Origin of the sequence: Accumulibacter sp. (assembly GCF_036625195.1) — a bacterium.
Taxonomy (GTDB): domain Bacteria; phylum Pseudomonadota; class Gammaproteobacteria; order Burkholderiales; family Rhodocyclaceae; genus Accumulibacter.
Map to the genome: position 1 here is coordinate 4,011,650 of NZ_JAZKUG010000001.1, position 19,579 is coordinate 4,031,228.

Sequence of the window (19,579 nt, forward strand, 5' to 3'; positions counted from 1 at the left end):
CGAAGAATGGTTGACTGTTGAGGTCGACATAAAAAGGGGCCGCTGAGGCCCCTTGAAGTCTGAGCGACCGGCGATGTTCAGAATGGGGGTTCGTCAGGCCAGTCGTCGGCTGTGCTGTGGTTACCGGGAAGTGTTTCGCCCGGACCGGTGCGTTCATCTCGCAGCAGATCGAGGAGCGCGAGGTCGTAGTGGGCCCAGATGCGGTCACGCAGATCTTCGAGCAGTTCGACGACGGCCAGCGCCTGCTCCGGGGTCCAGTCGGCACAGATCAGGAAATCGAGCCCAGCGCCCAGTCCGGAAGGCAGGTGATAAGGCTTCATGCGGCAGCCCCGACGGTGGATCGACGTTTCTGGGTGCGCTGCTCCGTCCGTTCCTGCGCCTCCTTGCGCCGATAGGATTCCCCCTTGATGGCGACGATCTCGGCGTGATGAACGAGACGATCGATCAGGGCGACGGTACAGGCCGCATTGGGGAAGACCTCCGACCACTCGGAGAACGAACGGTTGGTCGTGATCAGCGTGCTGCGGCACTCGTGGCGCCGGTTGACCAGCTCGAAGAGCAGATCGGCGTGGCGGTTCGAATACGACAGATAGCCGACCTCGTCGATCACCAGCAGCGCCGGCGCCGCATAATGACGCAGTCGCCGGCGCAGAGCCGAATCGCTGTCGATCGCTGCCAGGTCGCCGAGGAGCTGACCGGCGGTGGTGAACAGCACCGTATGCCCGGACAGGACGGCCCGGTGTGCGATGTTACGGGCGATCGTCGACTTGCCCAGCCCACTCGCCCCGACCAGAATGGCATTGCTCGCGCTCTTCAGGAACTCCAGGCTCATCAACTCGCTGATCGCTGTCCGATCGCACTGCTCCGGCCAGTCCCAATCGAAATCCGCGAGCGGCTTGAAGCGACCGATGTGCGCCTCGGCGAGACGGCGCTCCAGACTGCGCCGGGCCCGTTCGGTCTCCTCCCAAGTCAGCAAGGGCTCGACCCAAGCGCACTCGGCCAGCTCCGACCAATGCGCCAGCAAGCCGTGCAGATGCAAGGCTTCCGCCCGTTTGCGCAAGGCCTCACTCGGGATCATCGGTCGCCCCCGTCAGCCGGTCGTAGGGTTCCAGCCGATGCGGCCGGACCGGCGTATCGCGGCGCTGCAGGTGCTCGGGCAAGGGGATCTCGACCGGTGGCGGCCGGTCGGTCGCTTCGCGCCGGCGCTCCAGCGCCAGGCGCACCGCATTCAGGTGCGGCACCTGACGGGCCAAGGCCTCCTCGATGCCCGCCCGCAACTCGCTTGCACCGTAGCGATCGAGCAGACGCAACAGCGCCGCCGTGATCGTTCCCAGATTCGCCCCCCGGCCGGCCGCCTGGACGAGCAACTCCCGGCTTTCCGGTACCGCCCGCGTCAGCCGGTCGGTCCCCCGGTGCAGACTCGCTTGGTGCTTCTGTTCGACCAGCGTCGCGATATGGGCGGGATCCTCGATGCACTGCCCCCGGTCATAACTGCGCCGGTGCGTCGCCAGTAGCGTCGGCCCATCGACGATGCGCACTCGCAGCGGGTCGGCGACCACCGTCAGCGTCTGCTGCACCTGCTCCGGCGGCACCGAATAGTCATTCAGGTCGAAGCGCACATAGGGCGTCTTGCCGACCTTCACCGCCACCTGCTCATCGGTCGGATACGCATGCTCCGGCAGCGCCAGCAGATGGGCGGCTTCCAGCGCGAAGGCTTCGCGCACGCTCAGCGAAGGGTCCTCGGGGCAACGCCGGTCCGCCGCCTCTCCCGAACACCAAGCTTCCGCCCGTGCATTGAGGTCCGCCAGATCCAGGAAGCTGCGACCGGCGAAGAAGGCTTCGCGAACATAGCGAATGGCCCTTTCCACGCGCCCCTTCTCATTGCCCCGCGCGATCGCCACCGGGCGAGGCTCGTAGCGATAATGACCGGCGAACTGCAGTAGGGTGGGATTGAAACGGATCGCCTGCCCTTGTCGCTCGAGGACGGCGCTCTTGAGGTTGTCGTACAGCAGCACTCTCGGCAGACCCCTCCAGGCGTCAAACGCTCCGACATGGCCGCGCAGGAAGTTCTCCATGCGCGCATCGAGAAAGAAGCGCAGATAGATCATGCGCGACCACGCCAGCACCATCACGAAAGCCAGCAGTGCCCGGCGAGCGCGGCCGATTTCCAGGTGGCCGAAGTGCCCCCAATCGACCTGTGCCTGTTCGCCGGGCAGCGTCGAGAGCCGCAGGTAGGCTTCCGCCTTCGGTCGCGGACGATGCAAGGCGACCAGATGACGAAAGTGATCGGGACCGCCGGAGTAGCCGCGTTCCTTGACCATGACGTACAGCCGCCTGGCCGTCAGGGTCGGAAACTGCGCCAGGGTCGCGTGGATCAAGGGCAGGTAGGGGTCGATGCGGGAAGGCCGCGGCGCGATGCCGGTGCGTGGCAGACCCGCCTGCGTCAGGACACGCCGGACGGTGCCATGATGGACGCCCAGCTGGCTGGCGATGGTGCCGATGCGCCAGCGCTCGGCATGGTAGTAGCGCAGAATCTGCGCTTGCGTATCAGTGGAAATGCTCAACTCGGGTTCCTCTTCGATCAGGTGAGATAGCGGATGGAACCCGGCAGCTGCCCAGGAAGCCCTGCCTGAGCCAGCCCGAACAGCGCATCCCGCAGAAATGGCAGCGCACCGTCCGGGAAGGGGCGGTCGAACCGACTGCCGCCGGTTCCGGGCCCACTGCCGAGTTCGCCGGCAGTAAATCATCTGGTGCCGGTGGCATAGAACCCTGATGCGTCACATTCTGCTGACGCAGCCGGTAACGGCGGTTTCTTTCGGCATGCTTGAGGCGGCCATTCCGGCTCTTCTGGTAACGGCGGCCGGCTGCCTGGAGGGAAGCGCGGCGGGCCGCCTCGGCGCAGCCAGCAGCACAGTAGATCTGGCCCCGGTCGCAGCGGCTGCAGACGACGACCTGGGTGCGGCAGCAATGGCACAGGAAGAGTCGGCCGGTGGCTTCCATTGGCGGTTCCCGTCACGCCAATGAGCTATCGACAGGAAGACGCCGCTCGTGAAATACTCTCCCTGCACCCGTGCCCAGCACGGTGTGGGGCACGACATCGGCGTGGACTTTGCGGGTTTGGCCGGTGTCGTGCCCGTTCTCCTTGGCGGGTCCTTTTTACCGCATCGCGAGCGGGCTTATCATCCCCGCCTGCAACCCTTGGCCGCATCCGCGGCAGGTTTCCCCGATGGCCGCCGCGCGGCAGGAGGGCGCGTCTCCAGTCGCCCTTCGGGCTCCTTCCGACGCGCCCTCCTGCCGCACCATCGGTCGCCCAGCCGCCCCGAAACCCCAATCCGTCTCGACCATGGACCATCCCTCCCCGGTCACATCCTCGACCGCTCGCAGCCAGTTATCGGCGCTTCTTGACCACCATTGACACCGGCAAAGACCTCATGATGGATCGGCAAGCCGTCCGCCGTCTGGACCACCCCGAGCATCACCTGGCGTACCGTCCCACCCTCCTTGGCATGGCCAAAGTGCCGCAGGTCCTCGGACTCATCGGTGCATCCTTCGGCACGGATCGTCGTCAGGTCGTAGAAGACGATCGCCAACTCCTGATCGATCAACGGCCGCAGGAGAGCTGCCAGAGCGTCGTCAACCCGGTCGGCACCCTCCGCCAGAGTATCCATCGTGCGCAGCAGGTGCTGGTGGGTGACCGAATCGGCGCTGACCTCGGGAACACGGGTGCCCTCCAGCCAGCGCAGGATCCCCAGCTTGGACTCCGGATCACACAGCCGGTTGAACACCATCACCCGCAGCAGACCTTCGGCGTCGAACTGGTGGCGATTGCGCAGCAGCCGGCGAAAGGCGTCGGCGAAGCCCAACTCTTTCCACAGGGCGGTCAGCAGCCAGGTGTCGCCGACCGACAGCGCCGGTGCAAAGGCGACCTCGCCGGTCCCTTCCTCGAGGGAGGGCTTGCCCGCCGCCCGCAGCAGACCGTTGAGCAACGAGTCGGTCTCGCCGGATCGCACCGCTTCGATGCGCCCCAAGGTGGCGATGACCCGCTGGCGAGGTACCCCGGAGGGGTCTCGGTAGGCCTCGACGAGCTTGACGTACTGGCGCGGGCCGGACGTGGTGATCTTCACGAACATGTCGCTACTGTATCCTCATACAGACATGATCGCAATAGTCTTTTACGCCAGACGTGTCACTACACGAAATTTCCAGCTGCGCGCCAACCCCTTGTTTTTATTGGGGCCGAAGCCCCGTCTATGCGTATGGCACGCGAAAAGTGTCGAACTCGGGTGCACAGAGCGTGCCAGTTCCCGCCGTGGCCGCTGAAACCCTGACGTGGCAAGGCTTGCAGAGATTCCCGAGAGGGCCGGGGAAGCGTTGATGTCGGACATTCCCGCGGGCCAATACCCCGGCACGGCTACCCGGTGCTCGTTCCGCTCTCTTCCCAGGTCGTGTCAGCCTTCCCGGCATCGACTGGCAGGTCGGCCCGTGCATCACCCTTTTCGAGGCTTGCTCAGCGTTCACTCACGTTGCGGCCTGTACGCTCGCCAAGTCACCTAGTGTCTGAGCGGGAGTGACGCACAGCGTTTCCAGTGCTATCCTTTGCGATTGACAGGGGCTTTGTAGAGGTAATGACCTCCTGATTCAGTCCATCAGGGAGCGTGTCCAATCCTCACAAGTTAGCATATAGGCATAATCACTTATAGGCGTGCGACAGGTGCGGTTTCGGCTGCGGTTTTCGCGGTTGGGAGCGATTGGGGACGAACTTCTGGAGGTTCAGGGCGATTTCCTCGAGGATGGGCTTGAGGCGGCGAGTGGTGGCGGTTGCAGCCAGGAGCCAACGACCGATCTGTCGCTTGATCTTGTCGATTTCCAAGGTGCGGTTGATCTTGTAGGACGAACCGGGGTCGAGAAGGGTGTGGGTCGCGACATAGGCGGCCAGTGCGTTGAGGTTGTCGAAGACCGCCTTGGCGCCGAAATCCTGGCGCGCCGCATGCCAGGACAAGCCGGAGGTATGTTCCAGTTGCAGCCGGTGCTTGATCCGTTTGAACGCCTCTTCGATTCGCCAGCGGCCGTGGTACAGCTCGGCAAACGCGGCGGCGGGAAAGGTCACTGGATCGAGGAGCGAGGTCATCACCACATGCACCCGTCCGTTCGGTGTCGTCACCCGCACCAAGCGAACCGTGGTCGGCGTGGCCGGGCATTCATAGTCCTCGGCATCACGGGCATTGGGCGCGCGCAAGACGACGACCTGCTCGCTTCGACCGGACTGCAGGAACTCGCGTACCACTTTGAATCCTTGAGACAAATCGCAGCGGATGCAGAAGGGGATGCGACGTGCCGTCAGCGCCGACACCAGCCAACGACATGGAAAGCCGCGGTCCATCACGAGCACATCGTCGGAGCGCAGACAATCGATCGCCTCGAAGAACATCTGACGCTCATCGGACAAAGGCTCATGCAGGCGGAAGTTCAGGAACAGCTCGATCCCCGGCAGGTAGAGGCCGAAAGCCATGCCTGTGACGATCGACCGGACGTTGTCCTTCATCATCGTCAGGCGAACCGCGCTGCCATCCACAGCGACCACCCGAAAGCCTCTCCAGCGCGGGATCGGCAAGTGTTCCTCCACCAGTCCCATCAGGTGCTGATTGACCTCGCCGAACACCAGCGCGTTGATCTTGTAACGTGCCTGGTAGAAGGCTTGAGCGGTGACCTCACGGACCGAGTCGGCGCGATTGCGCAGGTTGGCGAAGAACTGATCGAGTTCCGACTGGACGGCGGCGTGGACGCTGGAGAGCAGAAAACTGAGGACGGTTGGCAGGGTGAGGGTACGGCAGCGGGTGAAGTGTTTGGGGTCGAGGCGAGCCACTTGGAGCAACTCTTGAGAAAACAGATACTTGGAGAGCTTACCAAGTATGTTGGCATATTCAGGCCGTCATGCGATTCTCCTTTATAAACAATTGGTTACAGCTCTATTTTGCCGCAGGAGCGCAGCCGACACAAGGCCTGCCGCGCAATATGCTGATATGCTAACTTGTGAGGATTGGGAGCGTGTCCGGCGAATCCATCTTGATGACGATTGCATTTTGAATCATCATCATCGCGGTCGCGAAGAGAAGCTATATGCATTAAGCAAAGTCTTTTGCTCGCGATTTTATTGTTTCTCGGTCAGTCATATTGGAGGCTTCGATGAAATTGGACAACCCCGTCGTACCGAAGGGAAGAGATAGATGCAAGGATCGTCCAGGGTATATCCCGACACTGATTGGCCTTGGCCTGGTTCTCGCTGCGGGCAGTGCATCGGCTAGCTTTCAAACATTTTCCGGTGGGCTGTCCGAGGAGGCAGCTTGGCGTTCCGCGGTAGGCACATTTGCTCTAGAGAGCTTTGAGTCCTATCCGGATGGTACTGCGATTCAGTCATTGCCAGCACTCGGAATTAGGTTTGATGAGCTTGCAGGAGGTGGGTACCCGCAGGCGTATGTCTTTGGAACCACACCCTACGGCCCGACCCATCTCGGGAATTTTCCAAATGGGATCAACTGGGTCAATCAATGGAACGATATCGTCGTTTATCCGCTTCCTGGGGCAACATTGACGGCGCTCGCATATTGGAATGGCGACGGCCAGGCCGACACTCTCGTGGCTAGAGCTTATGATTCCTCTGACAACCTCTTGGGAACAATTGGCGCTTTCCATGATACTTTTGCTGGATTCATTTCCAGCGTCCCCGTCGCCAAAATAGTGTTCGACGGGATTACAGGCGACGGCTGGAACCATCTGGATGGACTGCAAACCAGTGCCGTGTCGGGACAAGGCGGTGCCGTGCCAGAGCCACCGACCGCTTTGATGCTCTTGTCAGGGGCGCTTGCTCTCGCCTGTTATCGTTGCAAGTATTTTCGGCTTTAGTTTCGCTAGGCACTGGTTGACTGGCGCGTGCGGTTTAGTCATCCGGCTAGGTTGGGCGACGGCGGTACGTCGGAGACGCGGGATCTGATGTCGCGGACCAGTGTGTCGGTCCGCGGCAGCACGTCGAAATCGGCGGGTCCCGCGTGGGTAGGCGGTGCGGCCATCGATGGGACGTAAGCAGTGGCCGTCGACGATCGATGAGGCGGTCGGCGTAGTGATCGCCACGCTGTCGGACGAGGATCAAGCGGCGATCGCGGCCATGGCGGAGTCTGAACTGATCGGGCTACACTTCGGGTTGGGAGGCTGGATGCGGAACAATCTGGGTTTGTGGAAGGGCAGCCGGGCGCTGCTCGAGGCGACGGGCGAGGCAGATGCGTACGATGCGTCGAAGGTGATCGTTGAGGCGGCGTGGCGGCGGTGCGGGAGACGGTGCCGAAGGTGCATTGAGGAGGAGTGGCTTAGGGCCACGGACCGTCATTGTTTGACGTGACCAACAGGAAACCATTGCAGCTCAGTTAATCGCACGCGAATAACCATTAGTCGCATTGCCACTATTTGATTTAATTGCCAAGGAGCATCCGCTATGCAACCTGTAATTGTTTTCTTTTGCTTCATGCTTGCCCAAATTTCCCCCGTCCTTGCTCAATCTGCCCCTGTGAACAAGCCAGATATCAAGGTTGGTGACCGATGGATGTATCGAGTAGTGAATATGTACAACAACGAAGCAACCTCAGAGTTCGAGCAGATAATCACCGAGGTTAATGGAGACGAAATTAAACTCGACCAGAAGACGTTTTCTTCCAATGCTGGGGACAACGTTGGCAGCGTAGCAAGGCGCAAGGCTGACCGGGCGACGTGGACATTTCCAGACAGTAGAATTTTTGAGGGTAGTTTTGTGTTCTTGGCTTTCCCTCTTGAAGTGGGTAAAACCTGGAAAAATGAGTACCAAAGGAGACGCAATGATTCAGGTACTACTAAGCAATAAACGTCTGCTGTTCATATTGTACGAGCGCAATCCGGATGCCGAAAAAACCCTCGCACGATCTCTGGAAGATTTTGAAGGTGCTCCAGCGCCCCCTCAATGAGACGCCGCAGGCTGATTTTGTCGAGCGGCTTCTGTTTCGCCACGCGTTCCTTGACGCTCTTCCACACTTGCTCGTCCGGATTGAGTTGCGGCGAGTAAGGCGGCAGGAAGTGCAGTTCCAGCATGCCGTTGGTGGACGCGACGTATTCGCTCACCAGCTTCGCTTTGTGAATCGAATGACCATCGACAACCAGGAAAATGGGCTGCGTCGCGCCGAGCATGAGTTGTTCGAGGAAGGTACGGAACACCGCGGCGTTGACCAGACCCTCGTGAAGCATGAACTGAAGTTGCCCGCCCGTGCCAACTGCCGACAGCATCTGGACGGAGACGCGCTGGCCTGTGGTGCGTACCACCGGCGTCCGGCCGCGAGGCGCCCAAGTCGTGCCCGCGTGGTAGTCCGAGCGCATCCCAGCCTCGTCAGCGAACATGATCAACGCCCCACGAGCCCTCGCACGTGCCTGGAGAGCGGGGTACTCCTCCGTGTGCCAGCGCTGCACCAGCGCCGCATCCTGCTGATAGGCACGGTACAGCGGGCGCTGGGCAGTGAATCCGAGTTGCCGCATGACCTTGCCCAAGGTCGGCAGGCTCAGCGTCATCTGAAACTGCCGTTCGATCAGGCTGCCGATCAGGCGCAAGGTCCACAACCCGAAGTCAAACTTCAACTGGTCGGGCGTGCGGTCGCGAACCGTATCGGCAATCCAGCGCAACTGATCCGGGCTGACCTTCGGCGGCCGACCCGCGCCTTCTCGGGCAAGCAACGCGTTCTGACCACCGTCGTAAAATGCCGCCACCCATTTGAAAACCGCGCGCACCGAGACATCAAAATGGCGCGCCACGTCACTCGCCGGCATACCAGACCGAACCATTTTGACGCTTTGCATGCGTATCCATTGCTGTTCCATGCGGCGAGAAGTGAAAACCGGCCTTGGGGGAATCGAATGAAAGTTCATGGCGAGCATTATACATGAAACTCGTCCGCGCGCCAGAACTCAATGCACGCAATTTATTTATTGCTTAGTACTGCTTTTAGTTCGCCAGTCAAGGTTGAGGGTTGGGAGGAAGTCGAAGTGCCTTCCGGAAAATTCAAAGCATTAAAGGTGGCGCACTCAGGCTTCTACAGCACCAAAATACTGTCTGGAGCATGGAACGGACGTTCGGCGCAAACTGTTTGGTACTCGCCAGAGGTGAAGAAGTTCGTAAAGCTAGAGTTTGATGATTCTGATAAGGGAGGAAACAAGACACGCACCGAACTGATTGAATACGAGGTCAAGTAAGCCGATTCTTTAGTATGCCCATTGCGTCACCATTCTTCGCCGAATTATTTTGGTGGTGGCGAGGATAGATTTAACTTTCTCCGAAGACTAAATGAAACAGTCCAAACCGGGCGCATTTCCTTGGCACTCAATCAGCCGGGAGTTTCAGTTTGGTTTGCTGTCAGCTTGCGTCGCGTAGTGATGCTCTGTGGAGAGGTGGCGCCGTTTGTTTGGACAGGAAATGCTCGAGGATAAGTGGAGCCCTGCCGGCTGTGGTCGGGTTGACCGGTGATACGATTGGTTTTGACCTTCTGGAATTTTATCCGAACCGAATAGAGCTCGGTGGAGCTTGTGGGCGAAGGGACGCGCGGTGGGAAAGTCGCCAGACTTTTCCACGGCAAGCGGCCCGCTGCGCGTGAGCGCATCGTCCACAAGTCCACGGAGACCGTTCCTCATTCTTTATGCGGCGGCTCGGATGGCCGACGCGAGTGCCACGAAGTAGGTAGCGTCTGGCGTCCTGCCACCCAGGGCGCGATGAGGCCGTCGCTCGTTGTAGAAGCGTGCATAGGTACTCAGGTGGGCTTTCGCATCGGCGACGCTGTCATAGGCCTTGAGATGCACTTCCTCGTACTTGAGCGTCTTCCACAGGCGCTCGACAAAGACGTTGTCTCGCCAGGACCCCTTGCGGTGCATGCTGATCCGGATGCCATGCGCCTTGAGCATCCCGGTGAAGTCGCCGCTGGTGAACTGGCAACCCTGATCGGTGTTGAAGATCTCTGGGCAGCCGTGCCGGTGGATGGCTTCCCGGACCGCGTCCAGACAGAAGTCGGTCGTCAAGGTGTTGGACAGCCGCCAGGCGAGCACCCGCCGCGAGTACCAGTCGATCACGGCGAACAGCTAGATGAAGCCCCGGCGCATCGGAATGTAGGTGATGTCCGCCGCCCACCTTTGTCGCGCTCCCGACAAGGATGGCGACGTCTTCTGGTAAGGGTGACGGTCATCACCTGAGTGATCCGGGATGTCCCGGCAGTCACCACCGCTGCCCGCAGGAGCACGATGCAGGATGCTGCTCGCTGCAGCCGGCCCACGGTCGCGAGCTTGCTGGCTGGTCCGGCGCGCTTCTTGCATGGAAAGGCTGCATTCACGCGGAGAACACGCCATGCCGACAATCCCCTCAAGCGCCCTCCTCGCATCCTGGCGATCTGGCCTCGCCGACGGCAGCATCGTCCCCTACCTCGGGCCGGGCGTTCTCGCCGATGTCACCTCGCTCGTCGACGGCCGTGCCATACCCGCCACCAGCGAGCAACTGATCCTCGCCATGAATGGTGGCCGGCCAATGGCGCCGAAGCTGATGCATGAGTTTTCTCGCGCAGCGATGAATGTCGAGCTCAAGCGCGGCCGGAGTGCCGTGACGCGCTTTCTCGACAGCATTTACGCTGCGTCGCACTGGACACGCGCAGCGCTGCACGAGTGGCTGGCGACGCTCCGACCAGGCTATGTGATCGACACCAACCGCGACACCCAGTTGCTCGACTCCTATGCCGGGACGCCGCACGTGCTGATCCTCGGTTGCGCGCGCCTTGGCGGCACCGACCATCGCTTCCGTCTCTACGCCACGGACGGCAGCGGCTACCGCGCCATCTCGCCGACGGAGGCCGACACGGAACTGCCGCTGCTCTTCAAGCCGATGGGCGCGCCACTGCCGCAAGCGAGTTACATCGCCTCCGATGCCGACTATGTGGACTACATCACCGAGTTGATGGGTGGCTTTGCCGTTCCCTCGTTCGTCAAGGTGCGCCGTCGCGGCAGGCGCTATCTCCTGCTCGGCGTGCGCCTCGATCGTGATACCGAACGCATGATCCTGGCCGACCTGGTGCACGACGCTGCAGTCGGACCCGCCGGTTGGGCGCTGATCCCCGAGGCGAACGACAAGGAACGGCGTCTCTGCCAGCGTATCGGCATCGAAATCGTCGAGGCGGATGTGCGGGCGCTGCTTGCCGGCGCCGCAACCAGCTGACTCGCCGGCGCAGCAGTCCAACGGCGATCGGTATACGAGAGCCGGCCTCCTCGCGACAACGAGCGCGACCTGTCGACCATCCGGCCCCGGGCTTGAGCCGGACACCGCCGCCGGTCGCGTGCGACGGACACAGCGACGACTGATCTCGCACGGACATCGTTACCCGACCGCGGCACTTGGCCCGTCACCGCGACTGCCGCCGGCGACCGATGGCCACCGCAGCCGCCGGGACCGTGCCGGCCCCGGCAACCGGAGACGCGGTCAGCGGCTCGGGTATTCGACGACGATGTCCTCGTCGCGGACGATGTACTGGCAGGCGAGGCGCCATTCTGTCGGCGGCAGGTCATCGACGTACATCTGTTCGATCTGTGCCTGCTTGATCTTGCCCAGTTCCTTGAGGACTGCGACCTCGCGCGCGTTCAGCGGACCACCCATGTGGCCGTACTTGCTGTGGCTGGCCTTGTCGACACTGCTGACCTTGACGAGGCAGGTACCGCACTCGCCGTCACCACAGCAGAAATCGATCGGGACATGGTTTTCCCTGGCGAGCTTCAGAATGGTCTGGGTGTGGCTGCCGGCGACGGCGTAGACCGTTTTGTCCCGGTGCAGCGGACTGGAGAAGGTGATGTTGGGCATGGCAGGCTCCTGGTGAGTACAAGGGGTGGGACGAAAGCTCAAGCGGGCTGGACGACGATGCAACCACCCAGCACCTGCGCCTGACAGGCCAGACGGTGGCGGCGCGGCGCCAGGTTGTCCCGGAGCACCTGATGCTCGAGGACCGAAGGGGCAGCGAGGTGTTCATGGCCGGAAACGATCCTGGTCAGACAGGTACAGCACTCCCCTTCGCGACAGCCGTAAGGGATGCCGGCGCCGACCTTCTCCGAAACCTCGATCAGGCGGGTTCCCGCCGGCACGGTGACGGTGACGCCGATATCCTGGAAGGTGATGCTGGCCTTGGGCATGAGGTTTTCTCCGCTGGGTGGACTGGGAAATCATGAGAGCTGCGCGAGATCGACGGTACGTGGCGTCGGGCGGCCCAGGAGGTGGAGCGCAACCTCACGCCCGAGATCGTGGCAGGCGGCAAAGTCTTCGCCGGTCGGCGCCAGGCGCGCCCGGACACCCGGCAGGGGAACGCGCAGCTTCAGGCGGCGCAGGCGGTCTTCGATCATCGGTACCGCCTCGCCGCTCCAGCCGTACGAGCCAAAGGCCGCGCCCAGCTTGCCCTTGAGATCCACCACGGTCAGCGAGGACAGCAGGTCCCACACCGGCTTCACCGCATCACCGTTGATCGTCGGACTGCCGAAGACGAGCGCGTCGGCTTCCTCGATGAGGTCGACGAAAGTGCCTGCATCACCACCTTCCAGGTCATACAGCGAGACACGCACCTCGCCGGCGGCCGTCGACGCCGATTCGGCTCCGGCCACCACGGCTTCCGCCATGCGGCGCGTGGCGCCATAGGCCGAGATGTAGAAGACCAACAGGGTCCTGGTCGCAACTCCGTGCGCAGCGGGCGCGGCAAGGGCGCGATAGCGGGCGACGTACTCGCGGGGATCGCGCCGCAGAATCGGGCCGTGCGCGGGAGCGATGATACGCAACGGCAGCGGTTCGATCAGGTCGAGCGCCTCGCGCACATAGGTGCGGAACGGGCGCATGATGTGTCCGTAGTAGTAATCGAAGGAGAAGCGGAAATCACCGACCGCGTCATTGAACAGACGGCTGTCGCAATAGTGGCAGCCGAGGAAGTCGGCCGAGAACAGGACCCCTTCGGCCGCCAGCCAGGTGCACTGGGTATCCGGCCAGTGCAGGTACGGCGTGTTGAGGAATGCGAGTTGCCGATCGCCAAGATCGGCCCGGTCGCCGCTGCCGACGAAAGCGATCCGCCCCGCCAGATCTGCCGGGTCGAAAAGCCCCTTCAGCATCAGACGCGCCTGCGGCGAAACCAGCAGCGTCGCGCGCCGGGCGCGCCGCAGCAGCTCCGGCAGGGCGCCGGAGTGATCCGGCTCAAGGTGATTGAGGACGATGGTGGTGATTTCGTCGTAGTCGGCAATCGACTCCAGGCGGCGAAAGAAGGTTTCCGAGAAGCCGATCTTGACTGTGTCGATGATCGCCACACCATGGCTGCCACGCACCGCATAGGCGTTGTAGGTGGTGCCGTTGGCCGTGCGCAGGATGATGTCGAAGCGGCGCAGGTCGGGATCGAAGGCGCCGATCCAGTGCACCCCGGCGGCGACGGGCACCGCTCGCTCAAGGTGGGCAGCGGGACTCATCGGCCTGTTGGTCGTCGAAGCGGCAGGGATGGGCGGCGCCACCAGCCGTCTGCGCATGGAAGGTAGTTACCCCGCCGCGATTGCGCCGGCAGGCTTCGAGGTCGCCGGCCGGCAGCTCGCGCAGGCCGATCCAGGCGTCGATTGCCGCTACGTCGAAACCCACCTGCCGTTCTTCGCCGACCTGCAGCAGCGGCCGCCGGATCAGCAAGGGGTTATGCCGCAACAGCGCCAGTGCGCTCCGCTCATCGAGTTCGTGGGGCACGATGGTCCCGGCCCTGATCGCTGGCGCCGCCGGGTTGAACCACTCGGCGACCGGCAAGTCGGCGAGAAACTCGAGCAGGCGCACATTGCTCCAGAACTGCCCGCGCAGGTCGCGGACCACCAGTTGGTGCCCGGAAGCCACCAGCAGGGCCTTCTGGCGGGCGTTGCCCGCACAGCCGGCCTTCTCGTAGAAAATGATCTCGGCCATGCTCAGCGCCCCGCAATCTCGGCCTGCGCCGCGGCCCAGCGCGCCGGCGGGATGCCGGTCAGCGAACCCGGCGGGTTCAGTGCTTCGCCGAGTTCGTTGATGATCGCTCCTTCGATCGGGCAGATGCTGGCGCATTGCGCTTCGGCAAAATCGCCGCTGCATTCGGTGCATTTGTCGGCGTCGATCAGAAAGTGCGGGGTCGCCGCCTGGATGGCCTGCTGCGGGCAGAGCGGTTCGCAAGCCCAGCAATTGACGCAGCCTTCGATGATTTCGAGGGCCATGTTCGCCTCCTCACGCGCGCTTTGCCGCGATCTGCCCGACAGCCAACTTGCCGGCCGCCAGCATCTCGTTCCACACCGCCATGACGGCCTCCTCGGTCGCTTGCATGGCGTACTCGCCGTTCGGCTGAATTCCTGCCGCCTCGAGTTGCCCCCAGGGTTCAAAGCCGATGCGTGAGCAGAGGACGACTTCGCAGTCGGCGAGCGCCCGGATCGTCGCTGCCAGCACCGCCTCGGCATCGCCACAGCTCTGGTCACCGGCGCAATACGACTCCGCCTTGCGGTGACCGACCAGGCGGGCGCCGTCTGCCGAGGCTTCGTATACCAGGAACTCCCTGGCGTGCCCGAAGTGCACGGCGACCAGCCCGTTCTTCGCCGCCACCGCCATCAGCACCGGCCGGCCGACCGGCGGCGCCGATTTCGCGACGTGCGGCTGGATTCTGATCACCTGCGGTGCTGTCGCGGCCGCCGGCGCGTGTGCTCTGGCGCGTTTCTCGGCCAGTTCGGCGGCGATCTGCGCGCGCAACTCGGCACGCACGACCATCGCCGCCTCGTAGTCGATCTCCATGGCCTCGATCTTGTCGAGCGTGAACTCGGCGCCGCGATCCTCGCCGAGCAGGCCGACCGCATCGGCGCGGCACTGACGACAGTGGCGCATCATGTTCATGTCCCCGGCGCAGGCATCCTGCAGGGCCTTGAGTTCGGCCGGCTGCGGGCTGCGCTGGCCCATCACCCCGTAGAAGGTGCCGTGCTCGGCCTCGGCGATCAAGGGCATGACGTTGTGCAGGAAGGCACCCTTGGCCTTGACGATCCTCGACACCTCCGGCAAATGGGCATCATTGACGCCGGGAATGAGTACCGAGTTCACCTTCACCAGGATGCCGCGCGCGGTCAGCATCTCCAGGCCCTTCTGTTGCTGCGCGATGAGGATCGCCGCCGCCTCGTGGCCGAAGACGCGCCGGTTCTTCCAGAATATCCACGGATAGATCCTGGCGCCGACCGCCGCGTCCACGCAGTTGATGGTGATGGTGACGTGGTCGATGTTGCAGCGGGCGAGCTCCTCGACGTAGTCGGGCAAGACGAGGCCGTTGGTCGACACGCAAAGCTTGATGTCCGGTGCCTTCAGCGCCAACTGCCGAAAGGTCTCGAAGGTGCGCTCAGGATTGGCGAGCGGATCGCCGGGACCGGCGATGCCGAGCACGCTCATCTGCGGGATCGTCGCCGCCACCGCCAGGGTCTTCCTGACCGCCTGGTCCGGCGTCAGCACCTCGGAAACCACGCCCGGCCGCGACTCGTTGGCACAGTCGTACTTGCGATTGCAGTAGTGACACTGGATGTTGCAGGCCGGTGCCACGGCCACGTGCATGCGCGCGAAGTAGTGGTGGGCGTCTTCCGAGTAGCAGGGGTGATCCTGCACCCGGGCGCGGACGGCGTCCGACAGAGCGTCCATCTGCCGGGCCGTGGAGCCGCAACTACCGGCGCTGCAGCTGGCGGCCGCGGGCGGCGAGGGTTCGATGACAGGCAGATCCATGGCGAGCTTCCCTGGTGATTTCTCGGGTTTCGAGGCACCAGGGATACAGCAACTGGCGTGCCAGGCCGGTCGGCTCGCTCAAGTCATTGAAAATCCAGTTCCGTCCAGATTCGCCCGCGATGTTGCAAACACGACAATGGCGGAATGACGACCTGCGGCGGCGACCCGCGTCGCCTGCGCCCGTGCGACAGCCGAGAAGGAACAGGCTTGGAGATTGACGCCGTCTGGCGAGGTCCCTACACTCGCTGAACAACCGTTGGATTCCCTATCCCTCGTCGCCAATCTGGCGCAAGCTACTTCGCAGGAGAGACCAAGCATGGGCTCTATGAGCGAACTCATGGACCGAGCACGACACCGCATCAGCGTTGGCGACTATCACAAGATGGCCGATGCCGGTGTGCTCGGGACGCTTGGGCAGCCCGCGTACAATTGTGGTGGGGTGTTTCTTCTTGCCGCAGTGCGATGCCGGGTTACGGGATATGGAGAAACCCTGCCCTTTTAGCGAAGCAGTCGGGGACAGAGCGCGGTTGTCCGCCCGTTACGCGGCGACTTCCATAACATGAACGAAATGTGGCCGCGAGATCAGATCTGCTTCATCTCGATGTTGAGGATCTGCACCCGGTAGGCGATCTGCCGCGGCGTCATGCCGAGCAGGCGGGCGGCGCGTGCCTGCACCCAGCCGGCGCGTTCGAGCGCAGCGATCACGCGCTCGCGTTCGCTGGGTTCGGCGGTGGGCTCGCTGTCGTCGTCGGCCCCAGCGGCCGCCTGGGCGCCGGCACTCGGTAGCGCGACGGTGCTGCTAGGGTGACTGGGCAGAGGCGCCGGCGCCGCGCCAGTCGGGCGTCTGCCGCTGCGCTCGCGCACCCTGTCGATGCGGATCAGGTCGGCGTCGATCTCGCCGCTTTCCGACATCACGGCGGCACGCTCGAGGCAGTTCTCCAGCTCCCGCACGTTGCCTGGCCAGTGGTGCTGCATCAGGCGCCGCTGTGCGCCGCCGGTGAGGCGCAAGGGCCGGCGCTGCAGGGTACCCAGACGTTCGAGCAGGTGTCTGGCGATCTTCGGCAGATCCTCGATGCGCTCGCGCAGCGGCGGCAACACGATGGGCATCACGTTGAGACGGTAGTACAGGTCCTCGCGGAACTGACCGGCATCGACCGCCACTTCGAGGTCGCGATGCGTGGCGGCAAGCAGCCGCACGTCGAGTTTCAGTGTCCGACCGCCGCCAACCCGCTCGAGTTCGCCCTCCTGCAGGACACGCAACAGCTTGGCCTGAAAGGCCGGAGAGACGTCGCCGATCTCGTCGAGAAAGAGCGTGCCGCCGTCGGCCATCTCGAAGCGCCCCTTGCGCGAACTCACGGCGCCGGTGAAGGCACCCTTCTCATGCCCGAAAAGTTCCGATTCCAGCAGGTTCTCGGGCAAGGAGGCACAGTTGAGACGCACGTAGGGGCCGCGTGCACGTGGTGAGTTGTAGTGGATGGCGTTGGCGATCAGCTCCTTGCCGGTACCGGTCTCGCCGCGGATCAGGACCGTCGTTGACCACTTGGCAACCATGCGGACCTGGTCGAAGACGCGCATCATGACCGGCGAGTGGCCAACGAGGTTGCCGAAGCCCGGACGGTGACGCAGGGCGTGGCGCTGTGGCTCGCGCTCCTCGTCGAGCGGGCGGCCCTCCTGGCTGACGGCGAGCGACAGCCGGACGTGCTGCGCGATCAGATCGGCGAGCAGCTCGACAAAGCGGACCCGCTCGTCGAGCAAGCCATCGTCCGGCGCATCGGGCTGCACCGCCAGCACACCCTGCAGCGTCCCACCAAGACGAATCGGGACGGCAATGAATGGCAGCTCGCGCTCATACAGGCCGAGCCGGTTCAGGAACCACGGATCCGCTCCGACCTGTGCGATCGCACAAGACTTGCCGGTCTCAAGGATGCGGCCAAGCAGCCCCTCGCCCGCCCGGTAGGAGACCGCCTGGAGATCATCGTGATCGAGACCATGCGCGGCGTGCACGCGCAGGTCGCCGCTCTCGGAATGGGCGACGGCGATCAGGCCGCGACTCAAGTGACCACTGATCTCCAGTGTGCGCAGCACTTCGCGCAGGGTCTGCGGCGCATCGAGCGCGCGCGCCAGCAACTGTCCGACGCGCGCGAGGATCGCAAACTGGGACTGCAGCAGCGATGCCGAGCGCTCGTTCATGATCGTCGACGCAGCGGCAGCAACACGCGTACGCGACAGCCGCGAGTCGTCGTCGGCTCGATCTCGAGGAAGCCACCGTGCTCGGCGGCGACCTGCTGCGCCGCCGACAGGCCGGTGCCGAGATGGCCACCTCCGCGTTTCGTGGTGTGGAACGGCTCGAACACCTTCAGCAGCTGGGCTCGGTCGATACCTGGTCCGCTATCGGCGATCTCCACTTCGATGCCACCGAGACGCGCCCGGCTGAGCACCGTCAGTTCGCGCTCACGGCAGCCACGGATGTTCATCGCTTCGATGGCATTGTCGATCAGCGCCTTGAACAGTGAGCGCAACCGGTTGGGTGCACCCAGCAGGGCCGGCAAGATCGCCTGCGGTTGCCAGATCACGGTGATGCCGGCGGCGAGCAGGCGGCCGGTGGACAGATCGAGGACATCGCGCAGCAGTTCGTTGAGGTTGACGGCGCCGAGTGGCTCGCGCGTCTTGGCGGGGATCATCGAACGGAGGTCCGCGAGTGCCTGCTGGCCGGTGGCAAGTGCCTCCGCGAGAGCGGTCGACATCGGGTCGGTCTCGCCCTGCCGCCGCGCCAGCATGCCGACCACGGAGGCCATCATGTTGAGCGGCCCCTCGAGACGAAAGATCGCCGCCGCGAGGCTCTCGCGCAAACCGGACGCGCGATCCTCGTCGGCCATCACCGCCTGCAGTGCGGCGACGCGCGCCTTCTCCTGCTGCGTACGCAGGCTCGTGATCTCCTTCGCCACCAGCAGCAGGTAGTCGCGCCCCTGATCAGCGAGAACGGCATCGGCAGAGGTGTCGTCCTCGCGCACGCGGCTTCCCGAGCACGAAAACCAGCGCGGGGAGCGACCACCAGGAGGATCGAGCCGCACTTCGCGGTCGAGAAACAGGTAACCGGACGGTCGGCGGCCACGCCCCGCCTCCGGTTCGAGGCTGGCGCGCACCGACGACATGATCATCGGTGCCGGCTCTGCCATCCCCAGGTCGGCCTGAAGCTTCTTGTACTCATGGTTGTCGAGGACGACGCGGTCGTCGCCGTCGAGCAGCGCGATGACCATCGGCGCGGCGTCGACGACCGACTCGATCAGCGCCTTCTGATTCCGTACCTGGGATTCCAGGCGGTGGAGCTCGGTGATGTCGCGATGCATGCCGAGGTAGTTGAGGACCTCGCCGCTGCCATTGACTACCGGCGAGATGCTCAGTTCGGCAAGATACTTGCTGCCGTCCTTGCGCCGATTGACGAGGTGCCCACTCCAGGGTTCGCCATGGGAAATCGTCTGCCAAAGAGCGCGATAAAAATCAGGCGGCATGCTGTGGTGGGAAACGATCGACTGGTTCCGGCCCACAGCCTCCTCGCTCGCGTAGCCCGTGACGCGGGTAAAAGCCGGGTTGACGTAGAGGATGTTGCCCTGCCCATCGGTGATCGAGATCGCCATGTCGGCCTGATTGACCGTCTGCTGGAACACCTGTGGATGGACGCTCGGCAGCAGCACCTCCGCCGCCCGCGGCGCGCCGTCGGTCGCTGCCTGGAATTGATTGCTGGTCATCGCGCGCCTCCCTTTCGAAGTGTTTGGCAAATAC

Annotated in this window: 19 protein-coding genes and 2 pseudogenes; 6 read left to right on the plus strand and 15 right to left on the minus strand. The window is 63.4% G+C overall.

Annotated elements, in window-relative coordinates; translation table 11 throughout:
* Positions 1 to 77: 77 nt before the first annotated feature.
* Genes V5B60_RS17565 through istA form a run of 3 tightly spaced genes read right to left on the minus strand, consistent with a single transcriptional unit; the run spans position 78 to position 2,564 of the window.
* Positions 78 to 320 (minus strand): hypothetical protein, encoded by a 243-nt coding sequence (locus V5B60_RS17565; protein WP_332346452.1) that lies wholly within the window; start codon positions 318 to 320, stop codon positions 78 to 80.
* Positions 317 to 1,078 carry an IS21-like element helper ATPase IstB gene (istB, locus tag V5B60_RS17570; RefSeq protein WP_332347472.1) on the minus strand — a complete coding sequence of 254 codons (762 nt, stop codon included), beginning with the start codon at positions 1,076 to 1,078 and terminating at the stop codon, positions 317 to 319. Before istB ends, V5B60_RS17565 begins: the two co-directional genes overlap by 4 nt.
* Entirely contained in the window at positions 1,065 to 2,564 is a 1,500-nt protein-coding gene (istA, locus tag V5B60_RS17575; RefSeq protein ID WP_332346455.1) for an IS21 family transposase, read from the minus strand. The genes istB and istA overlap by 14 nt, the downstream gene beginning before the upstream one ends.
* A 208-nt stretch (positions 2,565 to 2,772) precedes the next feature.
* Between istA and V5B60_RS17580 the strand changes: the two genes are divergently transcribed.
* Entirely contained in the window at positions 2,773 to 3,024 is a 252-nt protein-coding gene (locus V5B60_RS17580; protein ID WP_332347471.1) for a hypothetical protein, read from the plus strand.
* A gap of 392 nt (positions 3,025 to 3,416) precedes the next feature.
* Here V5B60_RS17580 and V5B60_RS17585 read toward each other — a convergent pair.
* Both V5B60_RS17585 and V5B60_RS17590 read right to left on the minus strand, forming a co-directional pair.
* Positions 3,417 to 4,130, minus strand: a pseudogene (locus V5B60_RS17585) (IS1634 family transposase); the annotation flags it as partial.
* 560 nt (positions 4,131 to 4,690) lie between these two features.
* Positions 4,691 to 5,911 carry an IS4 family transposase gene (locus tag V5B60_RS17590; RefSeq protein WP_332350614.1) on the minus strand — a complete coding sequence of 407 codons (1,221 nt, stop codon included), beginning with the start codon at positions 5,909 to 5,911 and terminating at the stop codon, positions 4,691 to 4,693.
* A 272-nt stretch (positions 5,912 to 6,183) separates the two neighbouring features.
* Here V5B60_RS17590 and V5B60_RS17595 point away from each other — a divergent pair, with 272 nt between their 5' ends.
* The 3 genes from V5B60_RS17595 to V5B60_RS17605 all read left to right on the plus strand — a co-directional run bounded on the left by V5B60_RS17595 (position 6,184) and on the right by V5B60_RS17605 (position 7,885).
* On the plus strand, positions 6,184 to 6,900 hold the full coding sequence (locus V5B60_RS17595) for a hypothetical protein (RefSeq protein ID WP_332348684.1): 717 nt from the start codon (positions 6,184 to 6,186) through the stop codon (positions 6,898 to 6,900).
* Between the two features lie 166 nt (positions 6,901 to 7,066).
* Positions 7,067 to 7,390 (plus strand): DUF6794 domain-containing protein, encoded by a 324-nt coding sequence (locus tag V5B60_RS17600; protein WP_332348686.1) that lies wholly within the window; start codon positions 7,067 to 7,069, stop codon positions 7,388 to 7,390.
* A 93-nt stretch (positions 7,391 to 7,483) separates the two neighbouring features.
* Positions 7,484 to 7,885 carry a hypothetical protein gene (locus tag V5B60_RS17605; RefSeq protein ID WP_332348688.1) on the plus strand — a complete coding sequence of 134 codons (402 nt, stop codon included), beginning with the start codon at positions 7,484 to 7,486 and terminating at the stop codon, positions 7,883 to 7,885.
* Between the two features lie 11 nt (positions 7,886 to 7,896).
* Here V5B60_RS17605 and V5B60_RS17610 read toward each other — a convergent pair whose 3' ends face one another.
* Positions 7,897 to 8,886: an IS630 family transposase gene (locus V5B60_RS17610; RefSeq protein ID WP_332350382.1), complete on the minus strand. Its 990-nt coding sequence runs from the start codon at positions 8,884 to 8,886 to the stop codon at positions 7,897 to 7,899.
* 90 nt (positions 8,887 to 8,976) lie between these two features.
* Between V5B60_RS17610 and V5B60_RS17615 the strand changes: the two genes are divergently transcribed.
* Positions 8,977 to 9,258, plus strand: a complete 282-nt coding sequence (locus V5B60_RS17615; protein WP_332348690.1) for a hypothetical protein — start codon at positions 8,977 to 8,979, stop codon at positions 9,256 to 9,258.
* A gap of 438 nt (positions 9,259 to 9,696) precedes the next feature.
* Here the strand turns inward: V5B60_RS17615 and V5B60_RS17620 are convergent.
* Positions 9,697 to 10,242 (minus strand): annotated as a pseudogene (locus V5B60_RS17620) (IS3 family transposase); the annotation flags it as partial.
* Between the two features lie 154 nt (positions 10,243 to 10,396).
* On the opposite strand from V5B60_RS17620, the gene V5B60_RS17625 reads away from it, so the two are divergent.
* Positions 10,397 to 11,254 (plus strand): SIR2 family protein, encoded by an 858-nt coding sequence (locus tag V5B60_RS17625; protein ID WP_332348692.1) that lies wholly within the window; start codon positions 10,397 to 10,399, stop codon positions 11,252 to 11,254.
* A 261-nt stretch (positions 11,255 to 11,515) separates the two neighbouring features.
* On the opposite strand, the gene V5B60_RS17630 is transcribed toward V5B60_RS17625, so the two are convergent.
* The 8 genes from V5B60_RS17630 to nifL form a co-directional block, all read right to left on the minus strand.
* Positions 11,516 to 11,890 carry a 2Fe-2S iron-sulfur cluster-binding protein gene (locus tag V5B60_RS17630; RefSeq protein ID WP_332348694.1) on the minus strand — a complete coding sequence of 125 codons (375 nt, stop codon included), beginning with the start codon at positions 11,888 to 11,890 and terminating at the stop codon, positions 11,516 to 11,518.
* A gap of 38 nt (positions 11,891 to 11,928) precedes the next feature.
* Positions 11,929 to 12,216 (minus strand): 2Fe-2S iron-sulfur cluster-binding protein, encoded by a 288-nt coding sequence (locus V5B60_RS17635; RefSeq protein WP_332348696.1) that lies wholly within the window; start codon positions 12,214 to 12,216, stop codon positions 11,929 to 11,931.
* Positions 12,217 to 12,246: 30 nt separating this feature from the next.
* On the minus strand, positions 12,247 to 13,521 hold the full coding sequence (locus tag V5B60_RS17640) for an FprA family A-type flavoprotein (RefSeq protein WP_332348698.1): 1,275 nt from the start codon (positions 13,519 to 13,521) through the stop codon (positions 12,247 to 12,249).
* On the minus strand, positions 13,499 to 13,990 hold the full coding sequence (locus V5B60_RS17645) for an ArsC/Spx/MgsR family protein (RefSeq protein WP_332348699.1): 492 nt from the start codon (positions 13,988 to 13,990) through the stop codon (positions 13,499 to 13,501). The genes V5B60_RS17640 and V5B60_RS17645 overlap by 23 nt, the downstream gene beginning before the upstream one ends.
* Before the next feature lie 2 nt (positions 13,991 to 13,992).
* Entirely contained in the window at positions 13,993 to 14,271 is a 279-nt protein-coding gene (locus V5B60_RS17650) for a ferredoxin (RefSeq protein WP_332348701.1), read from the minus strand.
* 10 nt (positions 14,272 to 14,281) lie between these two features.
* Complete coding sequence (nifB, locus tag V5B60_RS17655) at positions 14,282 to 15,799, minus strand: nitrogenase cofactor biosynthesis protein NifB (protein ID WP_332348703.1); 1,518 nt, start codon at positions 15,797 to 15,799, stop codon at positions 14,282 to 14,284.
* A gap of 582 nt (positions 15,800 to 16,381) precedes the next feature.
* The gene (gene nifA, locus V5B60_RS17660) at positions 16,382 to 17,989 is read right to left on the minus strand and encodes a nif-specific transcriptional activator NifA (RefSeq protein WP_332348705.1); all 1,608 of its coding nucleotides are present in this window, start codon (positions 17,987 to 17,989) and stop codon (positions 16,382 to 16,384) included.
* Positions 17,986 to 19,545, minus strand: coding sequence for a nitrogen fixation negative regulator NifL (gene nifL, locus V5B60_RS17665; protein ID WP_332348707.1), 1,560 nt, complete (start codon positions 19,543 to 19,545; stop codon positions 17,986 to 17,988). Before nifL ends, nifA begins: the two co-directional genes overlap by 4 nt.
* Positions 19,546 to 19,579: the final 34 nt, after the last annotated feature.

Excerpts from the sequence above, each read along its gene's own strand:
- V5B60_RS17565 (WP_332346452.1), bottom strand. The coding sequence starts at position 320 with ATGAAGCCTTATCACCTGCCTTCCGGACTGGGCGCTGGGCTCGATTTC.
- istB (WP_332347472.1), bottom strand. The coding sequence starts at position 1,078 with ATGATCCCGAGTGAGGCCTTGCGCAAACGGGCGGAAGCCTTGCATCTG.
- V5B60_RS17580 (WP_332347471.1), top strand. The coding sequence starts at position 2,773 with ATGCGTCACATTCTGCTGACGCAGCCGGTAACGGCGGTTTCTTTCGGC.
- V5B60_RS17595 (WP_332348684.1), top strand. The coding sequence starts at position 6,184 with ATGAAATTGGACAACCCCGTCGTACCGAAGGGAAGAGATAGATGCAAG.
- V5B60_RS17600 (WP_332348686.1), top strand. The coding sequence starts at position 7,067 with ATGGGACGTAAGCAGTGGCCGTCGACGATCGATGAGGCGGTCGGCGTA.
- V5B60_RS17605 (WP_332348688.1), top strand. The coding sequence starts at position 7,484 with ATGCAACCTGTAATTGTTTTCTTTTGCTTCATGCTTGCCCAAATTTCC.
- V5B60_RS17610 (WP_332350382.1), bottom strand. The coding sequence starts at position 8,886 with ATGGAACAGCAATGGATACGCATGCAAAGCGTCAAAATGGTTCGGTCT.
- V5B60_RS17615 (WP_332348690.1), top strand. The coding sequence starts at position 8,977 with ATGCACGCAATTTATTTATTGCTTAGTACTGCTTTTAGTTCGCCAGTC.
- V5B60_RS17625 (WP_332348692.1), top strand. The coding sequence starts at position 10,397 with ATGCCGACAATCCCCTCAAGCGCCCTCCTCGCATCCTGGCGATCTGGC.
- V5B60_RS17630 (WP_332348694.1), bottom strand. The coding sequence starts at position 11,890 with ATGCCCAACATCACCTTCTCCAGTCCGCTGCACCGGGACAAAACGGTC.
- V5B60_RS17635 (WP_332348696.1), bottom strand. The coding sequence starts at position 12,216 with ATGCCCAAGGCCAGCATCACCTTCCAGGATATCGGCGTCACCGTCACC.
- V5B60_RS17640 (WP_332348698.1), bottom strand. The coding sequence starts at position 13,521 with ATGAGTCCCGCTGCCCACCTTGAGCGAGCGGTGCCCGTCGCCGCCGGG.
- V5B60_RS17645 (WP_332348699.1), bottom strand. The coding sequence starts at position 13,990 with ATGGCCGAGATCATTTTCTACGAGAAGGCCGGCTGTGCGGGCAACGCC.
- V5B60_RS17650 (WP_332348701.1), bottom strand. The coding sequence starts at position 14,271 with ATGGCCCTCGAAATCATCGAAGGCTGCGTCAATTGCTGGGCTTGCGAA.
- nifB (WP_332348703.1), bottom strand. The coding sequence starts at position 15,799 with ATGGATCTGCCTGTCATCGAACCCTCGCCGCCCGCGGCCGCCAGCTGC.
- nifA (WP_332348705.1), bottom strand. The coding sequence starts at position 17,989 with ATGAACGAGCGCTCGGCATCGCTGCTGCAGTCCCAGTTTGCGATCCTC.
- nifL (WP_332348707.1), bottom strand. The coding sequence starts at position 19,545 with ATGACCAGCAATCAATTCCAGGCAGCGACCGACGGCGCGCCGCGGGCG.